This window comes from Dyella kyungheensis (assembly GCF_049913195.1).
Taxonomy (GTDB): domain Bacteria; phylum Pseudomonadota; class Gammaproteobacteria; order Xanthomonadales; family Rhodanobacteraceae; genus Dyella; species Dyella kyungheensis.
In genome coordinates, this window is the sequence record NZ_CP183983.1 from 4346864 (window position 1) to 4366417 (window position 19554).

A 19554-nucleotide genomic window follows, 5' to 3' on the forward strand; every position below is an offset into this window, starting at 1 on the left:
GCCACCCTTCGAATGAGGCTCGACGCGATGCGCAAGTTCGTTCCGCTGTTCCTCGTACTGCTGGTTCTGGCTGGCCGGGTGCAGGCAGGCGATGCCATCGCCGATGTCGACGGGCTGATGTCCCGCTACCACGGCGACGTGCCCGGTGCTTCACTGCTGGTGATCAAGGACGGCAAGCCCCTGCTGCGGCGTGGCTATGGCCTGGCCAATCTGGAAACGCACGAAGCCGCCACGCCGGCGACCAACTATCGGCTCGCCTCCGTCACCAAGCAGTTCACCGCGGCGGCCGTCCTGTTGCTGGCCGAGCGCGGCAGCCTGAGCCTCGACGATCACGTTCGCCACTGGATTCCGGAACTGCCGGCCACGCATGAAGCGATCACCATCCGCCAGCTGCTCAGCCATGGCGGCGGCCTGATTGACTATGAAGACCTGATGCCCGCCCATGTCACCGAGCAGATCAGCGACGCCGATGTGCTGCGCATGCTCGCCGCCGAACCGCGCAGCTATTTCGCGCCGGGTACTTCCTACCGCTACAGCAACGGCGGCTACGTGCTGCTTGGCCTGATCGTGGAACGGGCCTCGAAGCAGTCGCTGCCCGATTTCCTGGCCAAGAACATTTTCAAACCACTGGGCATGACGCATACCCTGCTCTATGTGCTGGGCGGCCCCGAAGTCACCCACCGCGCCTACGGCTACAGCGAAGAGAACGGTCGCTGGATGCGTACCGACCAAAGCCCCACCAGCGCAACCCGGGGTGACGGCGGCATCTATTCGTCCATCGACGACATGGCGAAATGGGACGCTGCGCTGTACGACCATCGCCTGCTCTCCGACGACTCGCGCAAACTCGCCTTCAGCGCCCAGAACCAGGTGCATGACGAGCCCGATGTCGATGCCTACGGTTTTGGCTGGCGCATCCACGGCGACGTGCTGTGGCACTCGGGCGAGAGCATGGGTTTTCGCAACGTGATCATCCGCTGGCCCAGGCAGCACCTGACCGTGGTATTGCTCAGCAACCGCAACGATCCGGAGCCCTATCGCACGGCGCTCGCCATTGGGCAGCGCTTCCTGCAGCCTTGAATCAGGCCGCGCGCCGCAACGGCTGACAGACGGGCAAGCGATCCGTGTCCTCGCGCGCCATCAGCACGCGAGTGGCTCGGCCTCCCAGGATGGCTTCACGTTCGGCGAGGTGCGTGGCGAAATCCACAGCACGAACGAGCACGCCGCGTCGGCCGATGGGCGCGCCGTCGCGCAACACGTTCCAGCCCTCGCATTGACGGGCGACGACGTATTCGACGAGGGAAGCAACCATGCGGAAACTCCGTGCCGGCCTTCGTGCCAGCGATGGATTCGGAATATCCACACGTTAATCCGTGCCGTCCGTCCGCAATATGGGACGTGTCTGAAAAGAAAAGAGGCCGGCAAAGGCCAGCCCCTCTCTTCCCACACAAACAAACCGACGGCTTAGTTGCTGGCCACGCCCGCCGCCTGCAAGGGCACGCAGGCATCGCCCGCGCATTCGATCTGCACGTCGCCGGACGCCGGACACTGCGAGCGGAACATGGCCCGCGTGCCGTCGACCATCACCACATGGATCGCGCGGTCGCATTGGCGAGCGGCGGCCACGTTCTGCGCGGCATTGAACATGCTCTTGCTGACCCGGCCATCGAGACTGGCCAGTCCATCGACCGTCGGCGTGGCATAGCCACCGGCCGGCGTTGCGCCCGTGCCCGGATAGGTGGCGATCGTCGCGTAGGCCGACGGCAGCACCACGGTGAGTTTGTTGGGATAGTGATGCGAGGCGCCGTCGGAGAAATCGATCGCGATGCCGATCAGGCCACCGATGATCAGGTTGCCCCACACCATCCCGCGAATGCTGGAGTCGTACGACTGCTGGGCGATCTGCTTGCCGTCCTTCTGGCAGACCACCGACAGATCGTGCGACGAACGGTGAACCACCGCCGTACCCGGCGTGAGCACACGCACTTCACCGGTACCGTTGCTCAGCGTGCAATCGGCGCGAACGCTTTCGCCCGAGGCGCGCGCATCCACTTCCACCTTCTGATAGCGACCACCCACGATCGACGCACACGCAGAAACGCTCAGAGCGCACGCGACGACGACGCCCTTCTTCCATAAATGCTTCATGTCATTCCCCTGACGTGGTCCTGCGCGTTCACCGGATGATCCCCCTGGACGTCCGTACTGCAGGAGCGGAAACAGGCGGCGGTAGTGCGCATCGCATGCGTCGTGCACGAACGCAGGACAGTCAGCCCCCCCAGTGACTGCGGTGTCGCATTTTCATCGAAGACGCCCCCGGAAGACGAGGGGCGCGGCATCTAACTTATGGCCGAGTCTTCGCCGGAGTGAAGGCAAGAACTTGCGATGTGTAGCTTTCGACCACCAGGCTGAAGGGGCGGTTCGACTGGTCGAACAATACGGCGCGATGCTCGAGCACGTGCTGCGGCATGGCCAGCGTCGCGTCGGTGGAACCGGGCAACGCTGCTGCGTTTTCCCAGCCTTGCGGCAACGGCGACCACAGCAGTTCCGCCGATAGCGTCTGCCGACGGAAGTGCAGCGGCTGCACGACTTTGCCGAACGGCGTATCGGTGGTATCGAGCTGGTGATTCATCGCCTCGGTAAGGCGCGAGGGCACGTACCAGTTGTCGGCTTCCGACAATACGTGTTGGCCGCAGGCGAGTTGCACGCGCCGATAGCGCACGGCTTCGTCCGCGCCGATCTGCAACTGGTTGCGCGCTTCCGGCGGCAACGGTTTGTCTTCGCCCTGCACGCGCTCGGCGATGATTTTTGCTTCGGGTGCCAAGTGATGCTCACCGCACCAACGCTCCAGCGTCAGCGTGGCGCTCGGATGGCTGAGCAACTCGGCATTCAGGCTCTGCAGCAGCGCCAGCGCTTCGAGCCGCGAGGTGGCGTCGTCGTGCCAGACCGGCGATGGTTCCGGCTCGCGCGCATGCAACGACGAAAACAGCAGGCTGCTGCCCAAACCGAGCACACAGGACCAGGCCGTTCCGCGTCGCACGCTGCGCATGCTCACAACCCCTTAGCGGCCTGGGCCACCGCACGGAACAGCGCGCGGCCCTTGCTCATGGTTTCTTCCCACTCCGACGCCGGATCGGAGTCGTACACGATGCCCGCGCCCGCCTGGACGTGCAGACGTCCATCCTGGATCACCGCCGTGCGGATGGCGATGGCGGTATCCGCATCGCCCCACCAGCCGATCCAGCCGATCGCACCGGCGTAGATGTTGCGCTTGTACGGTTCCAGCTCCTGGATGATTTCCAGCGCACGGATCTTCGGCGCACCGCTGAGCGTGCCCGCCGGGAAGGTGGCCTTGAGCACGTCCATGTAGCCCACCTCGGGACGAACGTTGCCCTGCACCTGCGAGACGATGTGCATCACGTGCGAATAGCGCTCGACCACGAACGACTCGCTCACCTCCACGCTGCCGGTGTCGCTGATGCGGCCGATGTCGTTGCGGCCCAGGTCGATCAGCATCACGTGCTCGGCGCGTTCCTTCGGATCGGCCAGCAGCTCGGCTTCCAGCGCCTGGTCTTCTTCCTGGGTCGCGCCGCGCTTGCGCGTGCCGGCGAGCGGACGCACGACGACCTTGCCGTCCTTCAGGCGGGCGAGGATTTCCGGCGAGGAACCCACGATCTGGGTCGTGCCCAGGTCCACGAAATACATGTACGGCGACGGATTGAGCGCGCGCAGCGCGCGGTACACGTCCACCGGACGCGCGTTGAAACCCACACTGAGGCGCTGCGACGGCACCACCTGGAAGATGTCGCCCGCGCGGATGTATTCCTTGGCGCGCTCCACCATCGCCTCGAACTCCTCCTTGGTGAAGGAGGACTTGAAGTCGCTTTCGTCCAGCGCCGTGCTCTGGTTGATCTGCGGGTACGACACGCCGCTCTGCCGCAGTCGATAGACCAGCGCATCGAGCCGGCGCTGCGCCGCCGTATAGGCGTGCGGCTGCGAGGGATCGGCATGCACGATCAGGTACAGGCGGCCCTTGAGGTTGTCGAACACAGCGACTTCCTCGGCCAGCATCAGCAGCACGTCCGGCGTGCCCAGCTCGTCGGCGCGATCCCACTGGGCCAGGCGCGGCTCGATATAGCCGATGGTCTCGAAGCCGAAGTAACCCACCAGGCCGCCGCTGAAGGCCGGCAGCTGCGGCAGGCGCGGCACGTCGTACTGCTGGCGCAGTACTTCGATTTCGCCCAGCGGATCGGCCACGTGGCGGCGCTCGGTCACTTCGCCGGCATCTTCCACTTCCAGCTCGTGGCCGCGAAAGCGAAACACGCGCTTGGCAGGCAGGCCGATGATGGAATAACGGCCCCAGGTGGCGCCGCCTTCGACCGATTCGAACAGGAAGGTATACGGGCCGTCGGCCAGCTTCAGGTACACCGACAAAGGCGTGTCGAGGTCGGAAAACACCTCGCGCACCAGCGGGATGCGGGTATGACCCTGCGCTGCCAGCGCGTCGAAATCGTCTCGGGAAATCACGTGGGGGATCCGGATGGCCAAGCTTGAACGAGCATTGTAGGGCTAGCGGGCTGGCGAACCGAAGGGCCGGACGGCACACGCATGGCTTGTCGGCCCGCGCTGGCACGCCTACCCTTGGGCTATCGGTGCAGGTCGCTGCATCCGCAGGGGAAATCGATGGGTATGGACCACCGTTGCCTGGTACTTTCCGGCCGCCTGCTCGATGGGCAGGATGCGGCCGCCGTGCACGAGCGCCTGGCCGCCGCCTTCGGCATGGAGATGGCAGGTTTCCGCGAACGTGTTTTCTCGCGGGCCCCGTTGATCATCCGCCGCGGCCTCGAGGCCGATGCCGCCGAAGCCCAGGCAGCGCAATTGCGCGGGATGGGCGTGGAGGCCGACGTATGGCCCGACGGCGATCGCCTGATCTGGCTGCGCCGCGACAACCAGGTGCGCGGCCCGCTGCCCGAGGCTGCCCTGAATCGTTATGCCGAAGCCGGCGACCAGTGGTGCCACGACGGCGGACAAAGCTGGTTCGCCTGGGAATCGGCGGCGGTTGGCACCGAGCCGCCCGTACTGCCCGTGGACGAGCTGGCTGCCGAACATGCCGGTTTCCCTCCTGCCGAGCCTTTCCTGCAGGAAGCCAGCGTGCCCGCATCGCACGAGCCACCACCGCTTCCCGTCGCCGCTCCTGCGGCACCGGCCAAGCGGCGCTACTCCACCGCGGCCGTGTTCGCAGCCTTGTTCGCCGTGCTGGCCTTGCTGTGGCATCCGCTTTCGCCGGTCGCGTTGCTGGTGGCGATCGCGGCGCTGGTCTATCTTTACCCGCGTCCGCTGCTGCGTGGACGAGCGGTGGCGGTGATCGCGGTCGTGCTCAGCGCGACCGCGCTGGTGCTGTGGATGCAAAAACCTGTGGCCGTGCCGGTGGCGCAGCCGTACGTGCCACGCCCGCTCAAGCCGTTGTCGCAAAGCGCGCCGACGACTGTCGCCAATGCGCCGTGCGTGGCCAAGACCGCCACGCCGAAGAACGACGAAGACCGCTTCCTGCTTACCGGCGAGCGCCTGCTGACCGGTCGCGCCCAACGCAAGGGCGACACCTACGTAGCCGAGGCGGCCGTCTCGGTCGATGAGCAATGCCAGCCGGCTGCGCTGCAGCTCTATGTGTTCCACAACGGCGTGTTCATCGGCACGGTGCTGGATACAGCCACCCACGTGGCCGATGCCAAGTTGACCGATTTCGACCTGGTGGACGACCAGCACCTGCGCGTGACGCTGGCCCAATGCAGCGACAAGCCGGCGAGTTGTGCGGCGACGACGGTGCGCCAGTTTGCGGTGCTGCCGGGTGGCGGTGGCTGGACGTTGGGTGAGATGAAGTAGAGCGACATCGTTTTCATCCCTGTGGGAGCGCACCCTGTGCGCGACTGCTCTGTTGTGTGCCAGTCGCGCACAGGGTGCGCTCCCACAAGGGTATTTGCAGGAAATCAGAGCCGCTGACGCGGCATGCCGTGCAGCTGCAGCGTGAACGCCACGCCGCTGCCGTCTTCCAGGTTGCGCGCCATTGCCACGCCGCCGTGGCGTTCGGCGACCAGGCGCACCACGTAGAGACCCAGCCCCAGATGCGGCGCATCGCCGGGTGTGGCCTTGTCGCGCAGGCTCACCAGCGAGTCGAACAGGCGGCCTTGCATCGCCGCCGGCAGCGGCGGCCCCTGATTGGCCAGCTCGATCTCCGCGCCTTCATGGGTGGCGCGCAAGGTCAGCCGCAGCCAGCCGCCTTCGGGCGTGAACGACAGTGCGTTGTCGAACAGCTTGTCCAGCGCCTGCGCGATCAGTTCGGGTGCGCAATGCATGGTCATCGGCGCGTGCGGCAACACGGTTTCCATGCGGCGGGTGCCCGCCAGCGGGCGATATGCCTCGCTGCAGCCGCGCACGACCGCGACCAGGTCGACGTCTTCCGGTTCGGCCGCGGCGATGGCGCGCTCCATCCGGCTGGCTTCGCTCATCGCGCGCACCAGCATGCCCAGCCGCGCCACGCCATCGCGGGCTCGCTGCAGGTACGGCGCCGCGTCGGGCGGCATCGCGTGTTCGGCTTCCAGCGCATGCTCGAGGTTGTCGAGCGAGGATTTCACGATCGCCAGCGGCGTGTTCAATTCGTGCGACAGCTTGGACGCCAGCGTGCGCAGGTAATCCGTATAGCCGCCCACCACTTCGAACAGGCGCTCGAAGCTGCGCGCCAGGTCGCCGATCTCGTCTTCCGACGAGGTCATCGGGAACGGGCCGTCCAGACGTCCATCGTTCAACTGCGCGCGTTCGGCCGCATCGCGCAGGCGGCCGAGGCGAATGCTCAAGCGGGTGGCGAAGATCAACAGAATCGCTCCCGCCACCAGCAGCACGCCAAAGCTGGTCAGCAACAGGCCGAGCAGCGCGCGATTGGCCAGCAGCGGCACCGCGCGGCTGGCCTGCTCCAACAGCAGCACGCCGCGCACCTGGCCATCGCGTTCGATCGGCACGGCGGCCGCCAGCACCACGCTACCGCGGGCCTCGCCCTGCCGCCACAAGGTGGCGGGCTTGCCGGCGCTGGCTTCGCGTACTTCGCCCACGTCCAGGCGCGGCACGTCGTCCGTCCACAGCTCCGCCTCGTCGACCCGGTTGGCCAGCAGCGAGCGATAGACCAGCGAGGCGAACCAGCCGGGCTGATCGCCCGGCCCGGTGCCCGGCGTGGCGAGGCGGCCGGTCTGCGCCAGCAGCCAGCCCTGCGGCGCCAGCACGCGCGCCTGCACGCCATCGAGCGCGAGCAAACCCAATTCCTTCGACAGCGTCTTGGAGTAGGTGATCAATGGCCGGCTTTGCACGGCTTCGGGGTCTCCGCCCGTGGCGGGATCGAAGACCGCCATTCCCAAGGCATCCAGGCCGGAGCTGCGCGGCACGCGCAATTCCACTCGATAGCCACTGCCGTCTTCCTGCCATTGCGCGGTGATGCGAGCGGGCAAGCCGTCCACCGGCGGATCGAGCGGGCGCGCCGTGACCACTCCCGGCGCCGAACTGGCCAGCAGGAAACGCCGCGACTGCTCGCCCTTGCCGAGGCTCAACACCAGATGGTCGGCGCGCAACGCGTTCGGATCGTCCGCGTCGGCGCGCGTGCGCTGTGCGCCACGCACTTCGGCATAGAGATACAGCCAGTCGGCGTCCTCGGCGAGCAGCAGCTTGCCGCGCTTGTCCAGCGGCTGGCTCCATGGCGTAAGCGGCGCCCAGTCGTCGCCGTAACCGTCGACGGTGATGGGATTGGCCGCGTCCTGCACGTACCACACCGGGCCGGCCGGCGGCAGCGGCGCATCGGTGACCACCAGACTGCGCGCCATCGCGCGCGCCGAAGCGGTGAGCGCCTGCGCCTGGCCTTCGCGCAACAGGGTTTCCATCTGCCGCACGTACAGCCAGCCTGCCACCGGCAGGGCCAGCGTGCAGAGCGCGACGAGCAGGAGTTTGCGACGAAGGTTCATGGCGCGAACGATAGTGGGCGGGAGCGCAAAAGTCGTGGCGCCGATTCAGCGGGTCGCCTTGGCCTTCCCGTTCTTCGCGCCCGCTTCGTCCTTGTACCTGAGGTACTTCGAGTGCTCGACCACGCGCTGGAACGCGGCCATGAGCTCCGCTTTCTTCGGGTCGTCATGCACCAAGGTCATCGACCAGCTGAGGCGGATGCCGGTGGCCAGGCCCGGATCGCAGAACACCACCAGGTCGTCCTTGTGGTCGGTGCCTTCGAAATGCACGCCGCGGCATGCCATGAGCTTGTTGTCGATGGCCAGCGCATCGACCTTCGCGGCGGGATCGCGCGCGAGGTAATGGTGCCTGTCGTCCTGCAGCTCGGCTTCGAGCGAGGACAGTTTGGACGGCCAAACATTGAGCACCATCACGCGCTCCGGATCGCCGGTCCAATCCCCTTGATACATGACCAGGTTCACGCCGATGGCCTTGGCGTACATGCAACAGTCCTGGGTCCAGCCATCGGGACGATCGGTCAGGATCGACCATCCGGGAACCTCGCCGTCCGCCTTGCCAAAGACCAGCACGCCCGCGTCGTTGTCCACGCCGCCGGCATGGCCGGCCATCGATACCAACGCAAGCACAAGCAACACCCACCAACGCCTCATCACGGCTTCCATCGATAACCCACGCCATGCACCGTTTCGATGGCGTCGAACTCCGGCGCCACGGCGATGAATTTCTTGCGGATGCGCTTGATGTGCGAGGTGATGGTGGCGTCGTCCACCACCAGTTCCGCTTCGCGCATCAGCTGGTCGCGATTTTTCACGTGGCCCGGGAAGCGCACCAGCGTGTGCACCATCCAGAACTCGGTGACGGTGAGCGGGATTTCCTCGTGGTTCCAGGTGATCCGCATGCGCTCGGATTCGAGCTTGAGCGGGCCGTGCTCGATCACCGTCTCGCTGCTGGCCGGCACCTTCAGCGATTCGATGCGGCGGAACAGCGCCGCGATGCGCGCTGCCAGCTGGTGCAGGCTGGTGTCCTTGCTGAGGTAGTCATCCGCGCCCAGGCGCAGGCCGGAGATCACGTCGAAATCCGAATCGCGCGCGGTGAGGAAGATGATCGGCAGCGTGGCCGACTTGGCGCGCAGCTCGCGGCAGAGGTCGAAGCCGCCCTCGGGCTCGTCGCCCAACCCGATGTCGATGATGACCAGCTCGGGCAGGCGCATCGCGAACGCGCTGGAGGCTTCCTGCCGCGAGCCGTAGCCGCGCGTTTCGTAGCCGAAGCGGTTGAGCGCTTCGACGTAGTTCGCGCGGATCAGCGGCTCGTCTTCGACGATGGCGATACTGCGGCCCATGATTCACTCCTTAGGATGCTCGCCGGAAGCGTGAAGCCTAGGCTCAGGCCGCGCAAGCCATGCCCGCGCACTGCCCGCGTTTCGCCATGCTGGGCCGGCGTCGCGCCATAGTCGGGTGGAACCCGGTCACGTTTCGGAGGTGGCGCCCGATGGCGGGCAGATCTTGCCCGCGTTTTGCCAGATCCGGGGCCCGACCCATGCCCGCACCGGTCGCCCAATGGGCTTGTCCTTGCAGGAGTCCCGATTCATGCGTCCCACCGGCCAGCCCAACGTCGATCCCAATGCCGAACTGCGCGGCTTCGAGCCGCTTCGCGTGGTCTTGGCACTCGGGGGGCTATTACTGGGCCTGGTCATGAGCCTGCACTGAGGAGACCACCCATGAATGGCGATATCGACCCGACCGACCCGTTCTTCGCTTTACCCGTGGAAGCCATGGACGCGGCTGGTGCGCATGGAAGCGCGCCGGCCGCCGGGGCCGATGAGCCCGATCCGGACTGGCAGCCTGTCTACTGTTTCTGACCGTTCCCATCCTAGGCACGTTCCTTCCCCGCCCTCGGGCGGGGATTTTTTTGTGCGTTAACAAAGCGCTATCGAAAGATGATGACGCGTAAACGGGAACCAAAGCGCAAAAACCCGGTCACAAGTTCTGACGGTCGCGGATTCTTGCCGTGGATCGGTGGCCGTTGTGTGGTCTCCTCACACGTCGTTCCGACGAAACTTCTCCCGGCGCTCACGCGCCGGGATTTTTCTTTCCGGGCTCGTCAACCGCGTACGGCGGCCAGCTGCTGGTGCATTGCCTCGATCACCGCCTTGTAGTCCGGCGCGTTGAAGATGGCCGATCCCGCCACGAAGGTGTCCGCGCCCGCGGCCGAAATCTCGCCGATATTGGCGGCGGTGACGCCACCATCGATCTCCAGGCGGATCGGCCGCCCGCTCTCATCGATGCGGCGACGCACTTCGCGCAGCTTGTCCAGCGCCGAAGGGATGAACTTCTGCCCGCCGAAGCCCGGGTTCACCGACATCAGCAGGATCAGGTCGAGCTTGTCCATCACGTAGTCGAGCCAGTCCAGCGAGGTCGCCGGGTTGAACACCAGGCCGGCCTGGCAACCGGAATCCTTGATCAGGCCGAGGGTGCGATCCACATGCTCGCTCGCTTCCGGGTGGAAGCTGATCACGCTGGCGCCTGCCTTGGCGAAGTCCGGCACGATGCGGTCCACCGGCTTGACCATCAGATGCACGTCGATCGGCGCGGTAATGCCGTAGTCGCGCAAAGCCTTGAGCACCATCGGGCCCATGGTGAGGTTCGGCACGTAATGGTTGTCCATCACGTCGAAGTGCACCCAGTCCGCGCCGGCGGCGAGCGCCTTGGCCGTGTCCTCGCCCAGCCGGGCGAAGTCGGCGGAAAGAATGGACGGGGCGATGACGTTGGCTTGCTTGCTCATGATCCGGTTTCCTGTAGGAGCGCACCTATGTGCGCGACCTGAGGTGATTCAGTGCCTGCAGTCGCGCACAGGGTGCGCTCCCACAGGTCACGGCAAAGTTTATTTGAACCCACGCTCGGCCTTGATCCGCTCATACGCGGCATTGATTTCGCTGGCGCGCGATTCGGCCTGCTTGCGCATCGCCTCGGGCAGGTCGCCCAGGCGATCCGGATGATGCTCGGAAATGAGCTTGCGATAGGCGCGCTTCACGGCGCGGTCGTCAACGTCGCGGGCGATGCCGAGCACGGTGTACGGATCAGGGCCGTTGGTATTGCGCTGAGGCGGCACGTAGCCGCCATTGCCGCGCTGATTGTAGCCGCGCGAACCACCGGTGGCATTCCAGGCATAGCCCTTCATGGCCATCAGCGCCATCAGTTCCATGTCGCTCACGCGCAGCGCAAAGGCGAGCTGGCGCAGGATGGCCATCTTCTCCGGCGGCGGGTTGCCTTCGGCGATCACCGTTTCGATCACCACATCCAGCACCGGAAAGGCATGGTCGCGGCGCAAGCCGACCCAGCGGCGCAATTGCTCGATGGCCGGGGTGACGTCGAACTCCGGCTGCTTGCCGGCGTTGAACGCCGTGATGGCCTGCTTGCGCGGCTCGTGCTCCAGGCCCATGCGCTGCATGACGCGCTCGGCGACGGCGATCTCGGCTTCGGACACGCGGCCATCGGCTTTGGCCACCGCGCCCAACAAGGCGAACAACGGGCTGATGTAGCCGCCCGCCTGGGGCGTAGCGCGACGGCGCTGGCCCTGGCGCAGGCTATCGATGATGAAACCGGTGATGCCCCCCACCACGGCACCGGGAAGCCCGTGACCGAAGATCAGACCAAAGAGGGCAAGCCAGAGGGTCCAGGTGAAGTTCATGGGTTGCCTTGGGTGGGCACGGACGGCGTCTGCGCGCTGTACCAGCGCACCAGTTCATCGAGGTCGGCGTCGCTCATGGGCCCGATCGCCGCGCGCATCAAGGGCACGTTGCGACGTCCATCGCGGTACTGCTTGAGTGCTTCGCGCAGATAGTCGAGCTTCTGCCCGGCGAGGTTGGGCGCACCCGGAATCTGCGCCATGCCGGTTTCGCCATGGCAGGCGGCGCACAGGCCCAGGCGCGCGGGCTTGGGCCCGGCAGCCTGCGCCGACGCCACGGCGCCATAGGCCAGCGCAACGCCGGCAAGGCAGCGGAACAACGAAGCTAGACGGCGGGGCGGCTGGGCCATCGCAAAGACCGGGGCTCAAAAAGCGCCAAGTCTAGCAGCCAGCGCAATAGTCGCCGGCCGCGGCTTGAGGTCGCCCTGCCTCGCGCGCCGGCGCCAGCCGGTACAATGAACGGCTTGTATCGCGGCCCGTCCGGGCCGTACCGCCGATTTTCCGTCCTGCCCCGCCAGGCCGGGCCTTCCAGGAGCGTAAGACCGTGCCCACCACCCTGCTGCAATCGAATCTTCCGGGCCTCGAGCTGATCCATCGCGGCAAGGTGCGCGACGTCTATGCCCTGCCGGAAAACCGCTTGCTGATCGTGGCCAGCGACCGCCTGTCGGCCTTCGACGTGGTGCTGCCCGATCCGATTCCGGGCAAGGGCGAGATGCTCACGCAGATCTCCAACTTCTGGTTCGCCAAGACCGCGCACCTGGTGCCCAACCACCTGCTCGACGTGCCGCTGGCCGAGGTGCTGCCCGCCGGCACCGACCTGAAGCTGTACGAGAAGCGTGCCGTGGTCACCCGCCGCCTGAAGCCGGTGCCGGTGGAAGCGATCGCGCGCGGCTACATCATCGGCTCGGGCTGGAAGGACTACCAGGCCAGCGGCTCGCTGTGCGGCATCAAGCTGCCGGCCGGGCTGAAGCAGGCGCAGCAGTTGCCGGAACCGATCTTCACTCCGTCGACCAAGGCAGCCGTGGGCGACCACGACGAGAACGTGAGCTTCGACGCGGTGGTCGCTGCAGTGGGCCCGGCGCTTGCCGAGCAGGTACGCGAAGCGACGCTCTCGATCTACCAATGGGCTGCTGCGTATGCGGCCGAACGCGGCATCATCATCGCCGACACCAAGTTCGAGTTCGGCACCGACGAGAGCGGCAAGCTCTACGTGATGGACGAGATGCTCACGCCCGACTCCTCGCGTTTCTGGCCGGCCGATTCGTACCAGGTCGGCATCAGCCCGCCCAGCTACGACAAGCAGTTCGTGCGCGACTACCTGGAAACGCTGGACTGGAACAAGAAGGCGCCGGGTCCGAACGTGCCCGCCGACGTCATCGCCGCCACCGCGGCCAAATACGCCGAAGCGCTGCAGCGTCTGGCCGACATCACGGTCGATTGAGCGGAGCGCATCGATGGCCGATTCGACGCAAGGCATGCAGGCGTGGCTCGACAGCTATAGCAACGATCACCAGCATCCGACCAACCGCCTGCTGCACTGGATCTGCGTGCCGCTGATCCTGTGGTGCGCGATCGCCATGATGTGGACGATTCCGGTGCCGCCGATGATCGGACGTCCCGGTTTCTGGGCCGTGCTCGCCCTGGTGCTGGCGTTTACCTGGTACTGGAAGAAGTCGCATCGCCTCGCGGCGGCCTTGTTGGTGGTGCTGGTGCTGCTGTGCCTGCTCACCGAATTCGCCTATCGCATGCTGGGTGCGCACAACCTGCTGCTCACCGGCATCGGCGTGTTCGTGGTGGCGTGGATCGGACAGTTCATCGGCCATGCCATCGAAGGGCGCCGGCCGAGCTTCTTTACCGATCTGGCGTATTTGCTGGTGGGGCCGGCGTGGTTGATGGATAAGTTGTTGCGGCGCTTTGGTGTGTAGATCACCCACCTATCCGTCATTCCGGCGCAGGCCGGAATCCAGCGACTGTAGTGGTCGGTTATTGCGTCAACGCCAAAGCATGGCTCTGATCGCGAAAACCCTGCACTGACGCTACTGGATTCCGGCCTGCGCCGGAATGACGAGCAAGAAGAGCGCGCAATCTCCCATCCATGCCGAATATAAAATAGAGAAAACAGGAAAGCCGCATGACCACCCTGCTCACCATTATCAGCACCCTGCTCTGGTGGGTGCTCTACAGCAGCATCGGCGCGCTGTTCTTCGCGATCGTCGCGTGGTCGGTGCTGCGCTGGGTGGAGCGGTGCGCGGTGGTGTTCAACCGCACGTACCTGGCATGCCTGGTGTGGAACCTGATCGGCCTGCTGATCGTGGCCGTCATCGCCATCCACGAAGGCCACACCAAGCCGCCGTATGCGCCGCTGCTCGCCTCGCCGTTGCTGCGCGGTGCGCTGGTGGTGGACATGATCGTGGGCGTGTTCGTGCTGTGGCGGCTTATTCCGCGCGTCGACGCTCACCGCATCCGCCCCACCAGCGCGTGCATGGCGGTAGCAGTGCTGATGGCGGTGGCGTACGGCGCAGCCACCAGCCTCGCCTAAACCGCTTTCTGTAGGAGCGCACCCTGTGCGCGACGCCCGATCGCGAGGAACGCCGCAGTCGCGCACAGGGTGCGCTTCCACAGGATTACCCTGGCGCTTCAGTAACCGGTCTTGCGATTGGCAGCGCGCACCGCTTCGACGAAATGCGTGAACGGCCGGTCGGTGATCGCCACCAGGCCGATGTGCGCGTTCTCGCCATCGAGCAGACGACCCGTCACCGGCTGATCCACATACTGGAACCAGTGCACGCCCACGATGGCCGGGTTGGCCACCGCATCGGCCACGTAGTGCGCATACGCTTCGCCGCGCTGCTGCTCGTTCCACACCGGCACCACGCCCTTGCCGAACGGGCCGCGGTCGTCCGAGCCGAAATGGAACTCGGTGATCAGGGCCGGCTTGTCGAGCTTGGCGAAAGCAGCCGCATCGAACGCATGCTCGGGCACGTCGGCATAAGCGTTGAAGCTCACCACGTCGCAGAACTGCGCGCATGACGCTACGGCTTCCGGCGTGTGCACCGCGAAGCGGCCGCCCAGGAACAGGTGATGCGGGTCGTGCTTGTGGATGGCCTGTGCAACCGTGCGGAAATACTGATCCGCATAGGTGCGCAGCCACGCGCTGTAGTCGTCGGTGATGGCGGGATGCGCCTCGTCGGGATTCGGCGCGGCGAAGTTGGTGGCGTCCAGCGCCTCCCACGCATCCAGCGAGATGCCCCAGGCGGCGGCCAGCTTCGCGGGCGTGCCGTACTTTTTCTTCAGCTCGGCGATGAAGGTCTGCTTGGCCGGGCTGCGCGCTTCACTGCGTAGCGTGCCTTGTGCGAGCCCCCAGCGACCCTGCGGACCTTGACCGGCCCACGCCAGTTCGTTGTCGGCGAAATAGCCGAGCATCCACGGATCGTCGCGCACTTCCTTCGCCGCCTGCGCCGCCGCGGCATCCGCGGCTTGCGCAAAGCGCGGATCGAACGGATCGGGCATGCGGCCCCAGTAGTCGTAGCCGCTGGAGACGTTGCCGAACACGCCCGCGATATTCACCGAGCGCGTATAGGCCATGCGATGCATCTGGCTGAGCGCGTCGTCGCTCCAGTTGCCCAGCGTGTTGAAGCCCCAGTCGTCCAGGCGCTCGATGGTGCGCGTGCGCCACGCCTGTCGCCAATGACGCCCATCGGCTAGGAACAGATTGGCCGAGTAGTAATCGAACCACTTGCCCTGGTGATAGGCGATGCCGGCCGAAGCGGTCTGGTCGCCCGTCGATTTTCCGGTGCTGCCGTAGAACGGCGTCCAGCGACCGCTGTCGCGCGGCAGATCCTTGAACATGAACTCGCGGCCTTCGATGTACGTGCGGCCGCCGTCGTCATCGACCACGTTCACGCCCAGCGAGAAGAACGCGTGCCCTTCCGGCGTCACCAATTGCCAGCGACCATTGCGCTGCTCGGTGCGGAACCAGCCGGTGCCCTTGAACGCAGGCATGTCGGTGCGACCGCCGTAGCGATCGAAACCCTTGTGCGGGATCGCCTCCGTCGTTGCGCCCGGCTTGGTCTTCGGACGACCGCCGCGCAACACTTCGTCGGTATCCACCTTGCCGGGCCACTGGCCGCGCGTGTACTGGCCCCATGCATCGACGATGCCGGTATAGGCATCGCGCAGATCATGATCGCCACGCGAGGTATCGAGCTTGCCGAACAACAGCGTCTGCGCCGCCGTGGGCGCCGGCATGCCGAGGCGCACGGCCTTCACATGCGCCAGATCCAGCGTGCCTTCCACCGTGGTCGCCACGAACACGCGCTTGCCGCCGGCCATATACGGCATCGGCGGCCCCGCCTGCATGCCCATCGCCCGCGGCGAGGTGGCGTGCAGCGGAATCACCAGGGTCTGTGGCGGGCCGGCAGGAATGCCGACGGTGGCATGCAGATGATCGCCCTGCTTTACGCCATCGATGTCGACGGTCAGCGTGACCGCCCACTGCATGGCGTTCTGCATGTCGACGCGCAGCGCGCCTTCCTTCGACCAGTCGCCCTTGTCCAACACCACCGTGACCTGCGGCTGCGGCGACGGCTGGAACACGTAGCGCTGCAACGACATGCCCTCGACCGTTACCGGCTTGCCATCGAGCACGACATGATCGAGCGTGGTTTCCGGTTTCTGCGGCGCAGGCGCCGCGGGAGCGCTGGCGGCAGGGGCCGGGCTCGCGGCGGCATGGCTGAGATCGGCCCGATCGGTGTCGCTGGCCTTGTGGCAACCGGCAAGCGCCAGCAGGCAGACGATGGAAAGGGGAGCGATCCGGTTCATCGGCGGCTCGGCGCGAAGGAAATGGCGGCAGTATGCCTGTGCCGTCTGAAGGCCGCCTTGCTGGGTCGACGCGATGCGATGACGTAACTTCATGCTGATCTCCGCTGCCATGCTCGCCATGCGTAGTAGACAGGTACGCCGACGAGGATCAGCAACAGGCTCTTCCTTGCATCACCGGGCGATTCAACCGCCTTTGCGATGATTACGCCGAGCACGGTAAGAACGAACGCCAGCGGCAACAGGGGATACAAAGGCACCCGGTACGGCGACGGCTCATTGCGAAAACGACGGCGATACCAGAACAGCGTCGAGATGCCGAACGCATGCGACAACCACTCGCCCACCGTGGTGTAGTCGACCAGCTGGCCGAAATTGCCCGAGATCACCAGCACGATGGCCCAGCCGCCCAGCACCGCCAACGCCACGCGTGGTGCATGCGAGCGCTCATGGATACGGCCCACCGGACCGAACAACATGCCGTCGGCACCCATGGTCTGCAGCACGCGCGCACCGCCGGCGATGGCGATGCTGCAGTAACCGAAGGTGGAACAGGCGATGCCCACCGCGATGAGGGTTGCGCCGCTTTCGCCAAAGAGACGACGCATCAGGTCCGCCGCGGGCGCCTGGCTCGCCGCGAGACCTGCGTGGCCGAGCCCCGCCAGATAAGCGAAGTTGACCAGCACGTAGCACACCACCACGCCGCCCAGTCCGAGGCCCAGCGCGCGCGGCAGGGTGCGTTGCGGCTCGCGCACCTCACCCGCCAGATCGTTGAGATAGTGGAAGCCGCCGTAAGTGAACAGCACCGGCAGCAAGGCACCGAGCAGGGCGCCTGGCGGCAGCGATTTGCTGGTATCGGTGGCCAGCACGTTGCCGAACTGGCCATGCGCCAGGATCACGCCCGCGATCACCACCAACGCGATGGCCGACAGCTTCAACAAGGTGAACACGTTCAACATGCGCGAGCCCGCGCGAATGCCGAAGAAATTGACGCCTACGATGAACGCGATGGCACCCGCCGCCACCGGCTTTACCCACAGGTGCGGCGAAAGCCCGATCGCCGTGCACAGATAATCGGCAAAGGTGGTGGCCACCGCCGCCACGCTGCCGGGGTAATTGATCAGCGCCATGGTCCAGCCGAACAGGAAGGCCGGCAGTTGCCCGTAGGCCTCGCGCAGATAGATGTAGACACCGCCCGCCTGCGGCCGGCGCGCACCCAGCTCCGCATAGCAAAGCACGCCGGCCAGCGTGAGCAGACCACCGATGGCCCACAGCGTGAGCAGTTGCGTGCCCGAGGAAGTTCGCTCGGCCACGGTGGAAGCGCTGCGGAAAATGCCGGCGCCAATCACGCCGCCGATGACGATGGCCGCCGCGTCCCAGGTGCCCAGGCGGCGCAGATACGCGGAAGAAGTCTCAGCGGTCATGGGGCGGCACGGCTTCCTACGCGACGGATACGAATCACGGACGATAGCGGACTGCGCCCCACTCTTCGACATCCCGCTGCAACCTGCTGGAGCGAGACCCTTTTTTTCGTGCGCGCGGGCGAACCTTCGCCGTTACATCACGGCGGTGCGGGCAAAGTGCCGGTTCCCGTCGCTGCAACGCTGGCCATGCGCCCCGGCCAGCCCTGAGGAGGCGTCATGAGCACCGTCGCAAGCGCCCTTCGCCCCGAGGACGACAAGACCCTCGGCCCCCTGCTCGAATGCGATCGCCAGCTGCTCGCGATCGGCAAGAAGATCCGCGTGCTGAAGGCCATCGACTGGCCGGCCTCGATGGAGGCGACCTTCATGGCCTCCTGGGCCAAGGGTAATCCGGTGTTGCCGCAGCCGCCGCTGCGCCATCCGGACCTGAGCGGCGAAGCGGCTGCGCTGAAGACCCTGATGGACAAGGTCGACCGCAGCCACCCCATCGGCGACTGGCTGTTCAAGACCGCGTGGAGCTATCGCACGGCCGCGCAGATGCTGATGAACATCGGCACCGAGCGCTTCACGCAGTGCTCCACGGCGTTGTATGGCCGGCCCGACACGACGTATCGCAGCCAGACCTCCAACGCCGTCGATGCCGCCAGGGATCTGCTCGCCATCAGCGACGACCTGATCAACCGCGAGGAGATCCCGCGCGTCGCCGCCGATATTCCCGCCGAGGAATTCGCCCAGCGCCTGCGCGAGCGGCTCGGCCCGTTCTTCGACAAGGACAAGGTCGAAGTGCTGCTCGACCCGGAGCTGCCGTCGAAGGCAACGGCGGGCAGCAAGAGCATCAACCTGCGCTCGACCGCGCTGTTCTCCGCGCTCGACCTGGAGCAGCTCACCGAACACGAGGCGTTCGTGCATACCGCCACGCTGCTCAACGGCAAGCATCAGCCGTACTTCAAATCGCTGGGCCTGGGTTCGCCGCGCACCACGCGCACGCAGGAAGGACTGGCCACGTTCTCGGAGATCATCACCGGCGCGATCGACCTGAACCGGCTGCGCCGCATCGCCTTGCGCGTGGTGGCGGTGAAGAACGCCCTGGACGGCGCGGACTTCATCGAGGTGTTCCGCGGTTTCCTGGACGCCGGACAATCGCCCACCGAGAGCTACCAGAGCGCCGCACGCATCTTCCGCGGCGGCGATCCGAAGGGCCGCATCTGCTTCACCAAGGACGGCGCTTACCTGGAAGGCGTGATGATCGTCTACGTGTTCATCCGCAAGGTGCTGCAGGCGGGGCATGCGGAAATGCTGCCGATGTTGTTCGCCGGGCGCGTCACCACTTCCGACGTCATCACGCTGAGCCCGTATCTGCACGACGGGCTGATCGCGCGTGCCGTCTATGTGCCGCCGTGGGCGCGCAACCCGCAGCGCATCCTCTCGCTGATGGCCTTCTTCACCGCGGCGCAGCGCTTCCGTCTCGACACCTTCGAGCTCAATCGCTTCGTCGAGTTTGAGGAGGAGCGCATCGAGGAGAGCCTGCAGGCGTTGTGGCAGTGAGGTATACCAGTCGCGCACAGGGTGCGCTCCCACAGATGATGCGATCCTCCTTTGCGGGAGCGCACCCTGTGCGCGACAAGCCACACGCAGC

19 protein-coding genes are annotated in these 19554 nt (G+C 65.9%); 7 read left to right on the top strand and 12 right to left on the bottom strand.

What is annotated here, in order from left to right; genetic code table 11:
• Positions 1–27: 27 nt before the first annotated feature.
• Positions 28–1080, top strand: coding sequence for a serine hydrolase domain-containing protein (locus ACN9MB_RS19580; RefSeq protein ID WP_426269971.1), 1053 nt, complete (start codon positions 28–30; stop codon positions 1078–1080).
• Position 1081: 1 nt separating this feature from the next.
• Here ACN9MB_RS19580 and ACN9MB_RS19585 read toward each other — a convergent pair whose 3' ends face one another.
• The 4 genes from ACN9MB_RS19585 to trpE form a co-directional block, all read right to left on the bottom strand.
• A complete protein-coding gene (locus ACN9MB_RS19585; RefSeq protein WP_426269972.1) occupies positions 1082–1312 on the bottom strand; it encodes a hypothetical protein in 231 nt (76 codons plus the stop codon).
• A gap of 152 nt (positions 1313–1464) precedes the next feature.
• Positions 1465–2148, bottom strand: coding sequence for a hypothetical protein (locus ACN9MB_RS19590; protein ID WP_426269973.1), 684 nt, complete (start codon positions 2146–2148; stop codon positions 1465–1467).
• A 196-nt stretch (positions 2149–2344) separates the two neighbouring features.
• A complete protein-coding gene (locus ACN9MB_RS19595; RefSeq protein WP_426269974.1) occupies positions 2345–3049 on the bottom strand; it encodes a hypothetical protein in 705 nt (234 codons plus the stop codon).
• A gap of 2 nt (positions 3050–3051) precedes the next feature.
• Entirely contained in the window at positions 3052–4527 is a 1476-nt protein-coding gene (gene trpE, locus ACN9MB_RS19600) for an anthranilate synthase component I (protein WP_426269975.1), read from the bottom strand.
• 156 nt (positions 4528–4683) lie between these two features.
• Here trpE and ACN9MB_RS19605 point away from each other — a divergent pair, with 156 nt between their 5' ends.
• Positions 4684–5880 (top strand): hypothetical protein, encoded by a 1197-nt coding sequence (locus ACN9MB_RS19605; RefSeq protein WP_426269976.1) that lies wholly within the window; start codon positions 4684–4686, stop codon positions 5878–5880.
• A 104-nt stretch (positions 5881–5984) separates the two neighbouring features.
• On the opposite strand, the gene ACN9MB_RS19610 is transcribed toward ACN9MB_RS19605, so the two are convergent.
• Genes ACN9MB_RS19610 through pdsR form a run of 3 tightly spaced genes read right to left on the bottom strand, consistent with a single transcriptional unit; the run spans position 5985 to position 9334 of the window.
• Complete coding sequence (locus ACN9MB_RS19610; RefSeq protein WP_426269977.1) at positions 5985–7997, bottom strand: ATP-binding protein; 2013 nt, start codon at positions 7995–7997, stop codon at positions 5985–5987.
• A 45-nt stretch (positions 7998–8042) separates the two neighbouring features.
• On the bottom strand, positions 8043–8645 hold the full coding sequence (locus ACN9MB_RS19615; RefSeq protein WP_426269978.1) for a hypothetical protein: 603 nt from the start codon (positions 8643–8645) through the stop codon (positions 8043–8045).
• Positions 8645–9334 (bottom strand): proteobacterial dedicated sortase system response regulator, encoded by a 690-nt coding sequence (pdsR, locus tag ACN9MB_RS19620; RefSeq protein WP_046972653.1) that lies wholly within the window; start codon positions 9332–9334, stop codon positions 8645–8647. The genes ACN9MB_RS19615 and pdsR overlap by 1 nt, the downstream gene beginning before the upstream one ends.
• 378 nt (positions 9335–9712) lie before the next feature.
• On the opposite strand from pdsR, the gene ACN9MB_RS19625 reads away from it, so the two are divergent.
• A complete protein-coding gene (locus ACN9MB_RS19625; protein ID WP_204637326.1) occupies positions 9713–9853 on the top strand; it encodes a hypothetical protein in 141 nt (46 codons plus the stop codon).
• A 242-nt stretch (positions 9854–10095) separates the two neighbouring features.
• On the opposite strand, the gene rpe is transcribed toward ACN9MB_RS19625, so the two are convergent.
• From rpe to ACN9MB_RS19640, 3 genes are all read right to left on the bottom strand, one after another.
• Entirely contained in the window at positions 10096–10776 is a 681-nt protein-coding gene (rpe, locus tag ACN9MB_RS19630) for a ribulose-phosphate 3-epimerase (protein ID WP_204637327.1), read from the bottom strand.
• A 99-nt stretch (positions 10777–10875) separates the two neighbouring features.
• Positions 10876–11682: a co-chaperone DjlA gene (gene djlA, locus ACN9MB_RS19635; RefSeq protein WP_204637328.1), complete on the bottom strand. Its 807-nt coding sequence runs from the start codon at positions 11680–11682 to the stop codon at positions 10876–10878.
• Positions 11679–12029: a c-type cytochrome gene (locus tag ACN9MB_RS19640; protein WP_204637329.1), complete on the bottom strand. Its 351-nt coding sequence runs from the start codon at positions 12027–12029 to the stop codon at positions 11679–11681. The genes djlA and ACN9MB_RS19640 overlap by 4 nt, the downstream gene beginning before the upstream one ends.
• 194 nt (positions 12030–12223) lie before the next feature.
• Between ACN9MB_RS19640 and ACN9MB_RS19645 the strand changes: the two genes are divergently transcribed.
• From ACN9MB_RS19645 to ACN9MB_RS19655, 3 genes are all read left to right on the top strand, one after another.
• Positions 12224–13120: a phosphoribosylaminoimidazolesuccinocarboxamide synthase gene (locus ACN9MB_RS19645; protein WP_426269979.1), complete on the top strand. Its 897-nt coding sequence runs from the start codon at positions 12224–12226 to the stop codon at positions 13118–13120.
• Between the two features lie 13 nt (positions 13121–13133).
• Entirely contained in the window at positions 13134–13604 is a 471-nt protein-coding gene (locus ACN9MB_RS19650) for a DUF962 domain-containing protein (RefSeq protein ID WP_426269980.1), read from the top strand.
• A 206-nt stretch (positions 13605–13810) separates the two neighbouring features.
• The gene (locus ACN9MB_RS19655; protein ID WP_426269981.1) at positions 13811–14218 is read left to right on the top strand and encodes a hypothetical protein; all 408 of its coding nucleotides are present in this window, start codon (positions 13811–13813) and stop codon (positions 14216–14218) included.
• A 98-nt stretch (positions 14219–14316) separates the two neighbouring features.
• Here ACN9MB_RS19655 and ACN9MB_RS19660 read toward each other — a convergent pair whose 3' ends face one another.
• Together ACN9MB_RS19660 and ACN9MB_RS19665 are read right to left on the bottom strand one after the other, a co-directional pair.
• Positions 14317–16593 carry a beta-agarase gene (locus ACN9MB_RS19660; protein ID WP_426269982.1) on the bottom strand — a complete coding sequence of 759 codons (2277 nt, stop codon included), beginning with the start codon at positions 16591–16593 and terminating at the stop codon, positions 14317–14319.
• Complete coding sequence (locus ACN9MB_RS19665) at positions 16590–17921, bottom strand: APC family permease (RefSeq protein WP_426269983.1); 1332 nt, start codon at positions 17919–17921, stop codon at positions 16590–16592. The genes ACN9MB_RS19660 and ACN9MB_RS19665 overlap by 4 nt, the downstream gene beginning before the upstream one ends.
• 216 nt (positions 17922–18137) lie before the next feature.
• Between ACN9MB_RS19665 and ACN9MB_RS19670 the strand changes: the two genes are divergently transcribed.
• Entirely contained in the window at positions 18138–19463 is a 1326-nt protein-coding gene (locus ACN9MB_RS19670; RefSeq protein ID WP_426269984.1) for a flavohemoglobin expression-modulating QEGLA motif protein, read from the top strand.
• Positions 19464–19554 lie beyond the last annotated feature (91 nt).

Coding starts and splice junctions, on each gene's coding strand:
- ACN9MB_RS19605 (WP_426269976.1), top strand. CDS start 4,684: ATGGGTATGGACCACCGTTGCCTGGTACTTTCCGGCCGCCTGCTCGAT.
- ACN9MB_RS19660 (WP_426269982.1), bottom strand. CDS start 16,593: ATGAAGTTACGTCATCGCATCGCGTCGACCCAGCAAGGCGGCCTTCAG.
- ACN9MB_RS19590 (WP_426269973.1), bottom strand. CDS start 2,148: ATGAAGCATTTATGGAAGAAGGGCGTCGTCGTCGCGTGCGCTCTGAGC.
- djlA (WP_204637328.1), bottom strand. CDS start 11,682: ATGAACTTCACCTGGACCCTCTGGCTTGCCCTCTTTGGTCTGATCTTC.
- ACN9MB_RS19625 (WP_204637326.1), top strand. CDS start 9,713: ATGAATGGCGATATCGACCCGACCGACCCGTTCTTCGCTTTACCCGTG.
- ACN9MB_RS19650 (WP_426269980.1), top strand. CDS start 13,134: ATGGCCGATTCGACGCAAGGCATGCAGGCGTGGCTCGACAGCTATAGC.
- ACN9MB_RS19655 (WP_426269981.1), top strand. CDS start 13,811: ATGACCACCCTGCTCACCATTATCAGCACCCTGCTCTGGTGGGTGCTC.
- rpe (WP_204637327.1), bottom strand. CDS start 10,776: ATGAGCAAGCAAGCCAACGTCATCGCCCCGTCCATTCTTTCCGCCGAC.
- ACN9MB_RS19615 (WP_426269978.1), bottom strand. CDS start 8,645: ATGAGGCGTTGGTGGGTGTTGCTTGTGCTTGCGTTGGTATCGATGGCC.
- ACN9MB_RS19585 (WP_426269972.1), bottom strand. CDS start 1,312: ATGGTTGCTTCCCTCGTCGAATACGTCGTCGCCCGTCAATGCGAGGGC.
- pdsR (WP_046972653.1), bottom strand. CDS start 9,334: ATGGGCCGCAGTATCGCCATCGTCGAAGACGAGCCGCTGATCCGCGCG.
- ACN9MB_RS19610 (WP_426269977.1), bottom strand. CDS start 7,997: ATGAACCTTCGTCGCAAACTCCTGCTCGTCGCGCTCTGCACGCTGGCC.
- ACN9MB_RS19595 (WP_426269974.1), bottom strand. CDS start 3,049: ATGCGCAGCGTGCGACGCGGAACGGCCTGGTCCTGTGTGCTCGGTTTG.
- ACN9MB_RS19670 (WP_426269984.1), top strand. CDS start 18,138: ATGAGCACCGTCGCAAGCGCCCTTCGCCCCGAGGACGACAAGACCCTC.
- ACN9MB_RS19640 (WP_204637329.1), bottom strand. CDS start 12,029: ATGGCCCAGCCGCCCCGCCGTCTAGCTTCGTTGTTCCGCTGCCTTGCC.
- ACN9MB_RS19580 (WP_426269971.1), top strand. CDS start 28: ATGCGCAAGTTCGTTCCGCTGTTCCTCGTACTGCTGGTTCTGGCTGGC.
- ACN9MB_RS19665 (WP_426269983.1), bottom strand. CDS start 17,921: ATGACCGCTGAGACTTCTTCCGCGTATCTGCGCCGCCTGGGCACCTGG.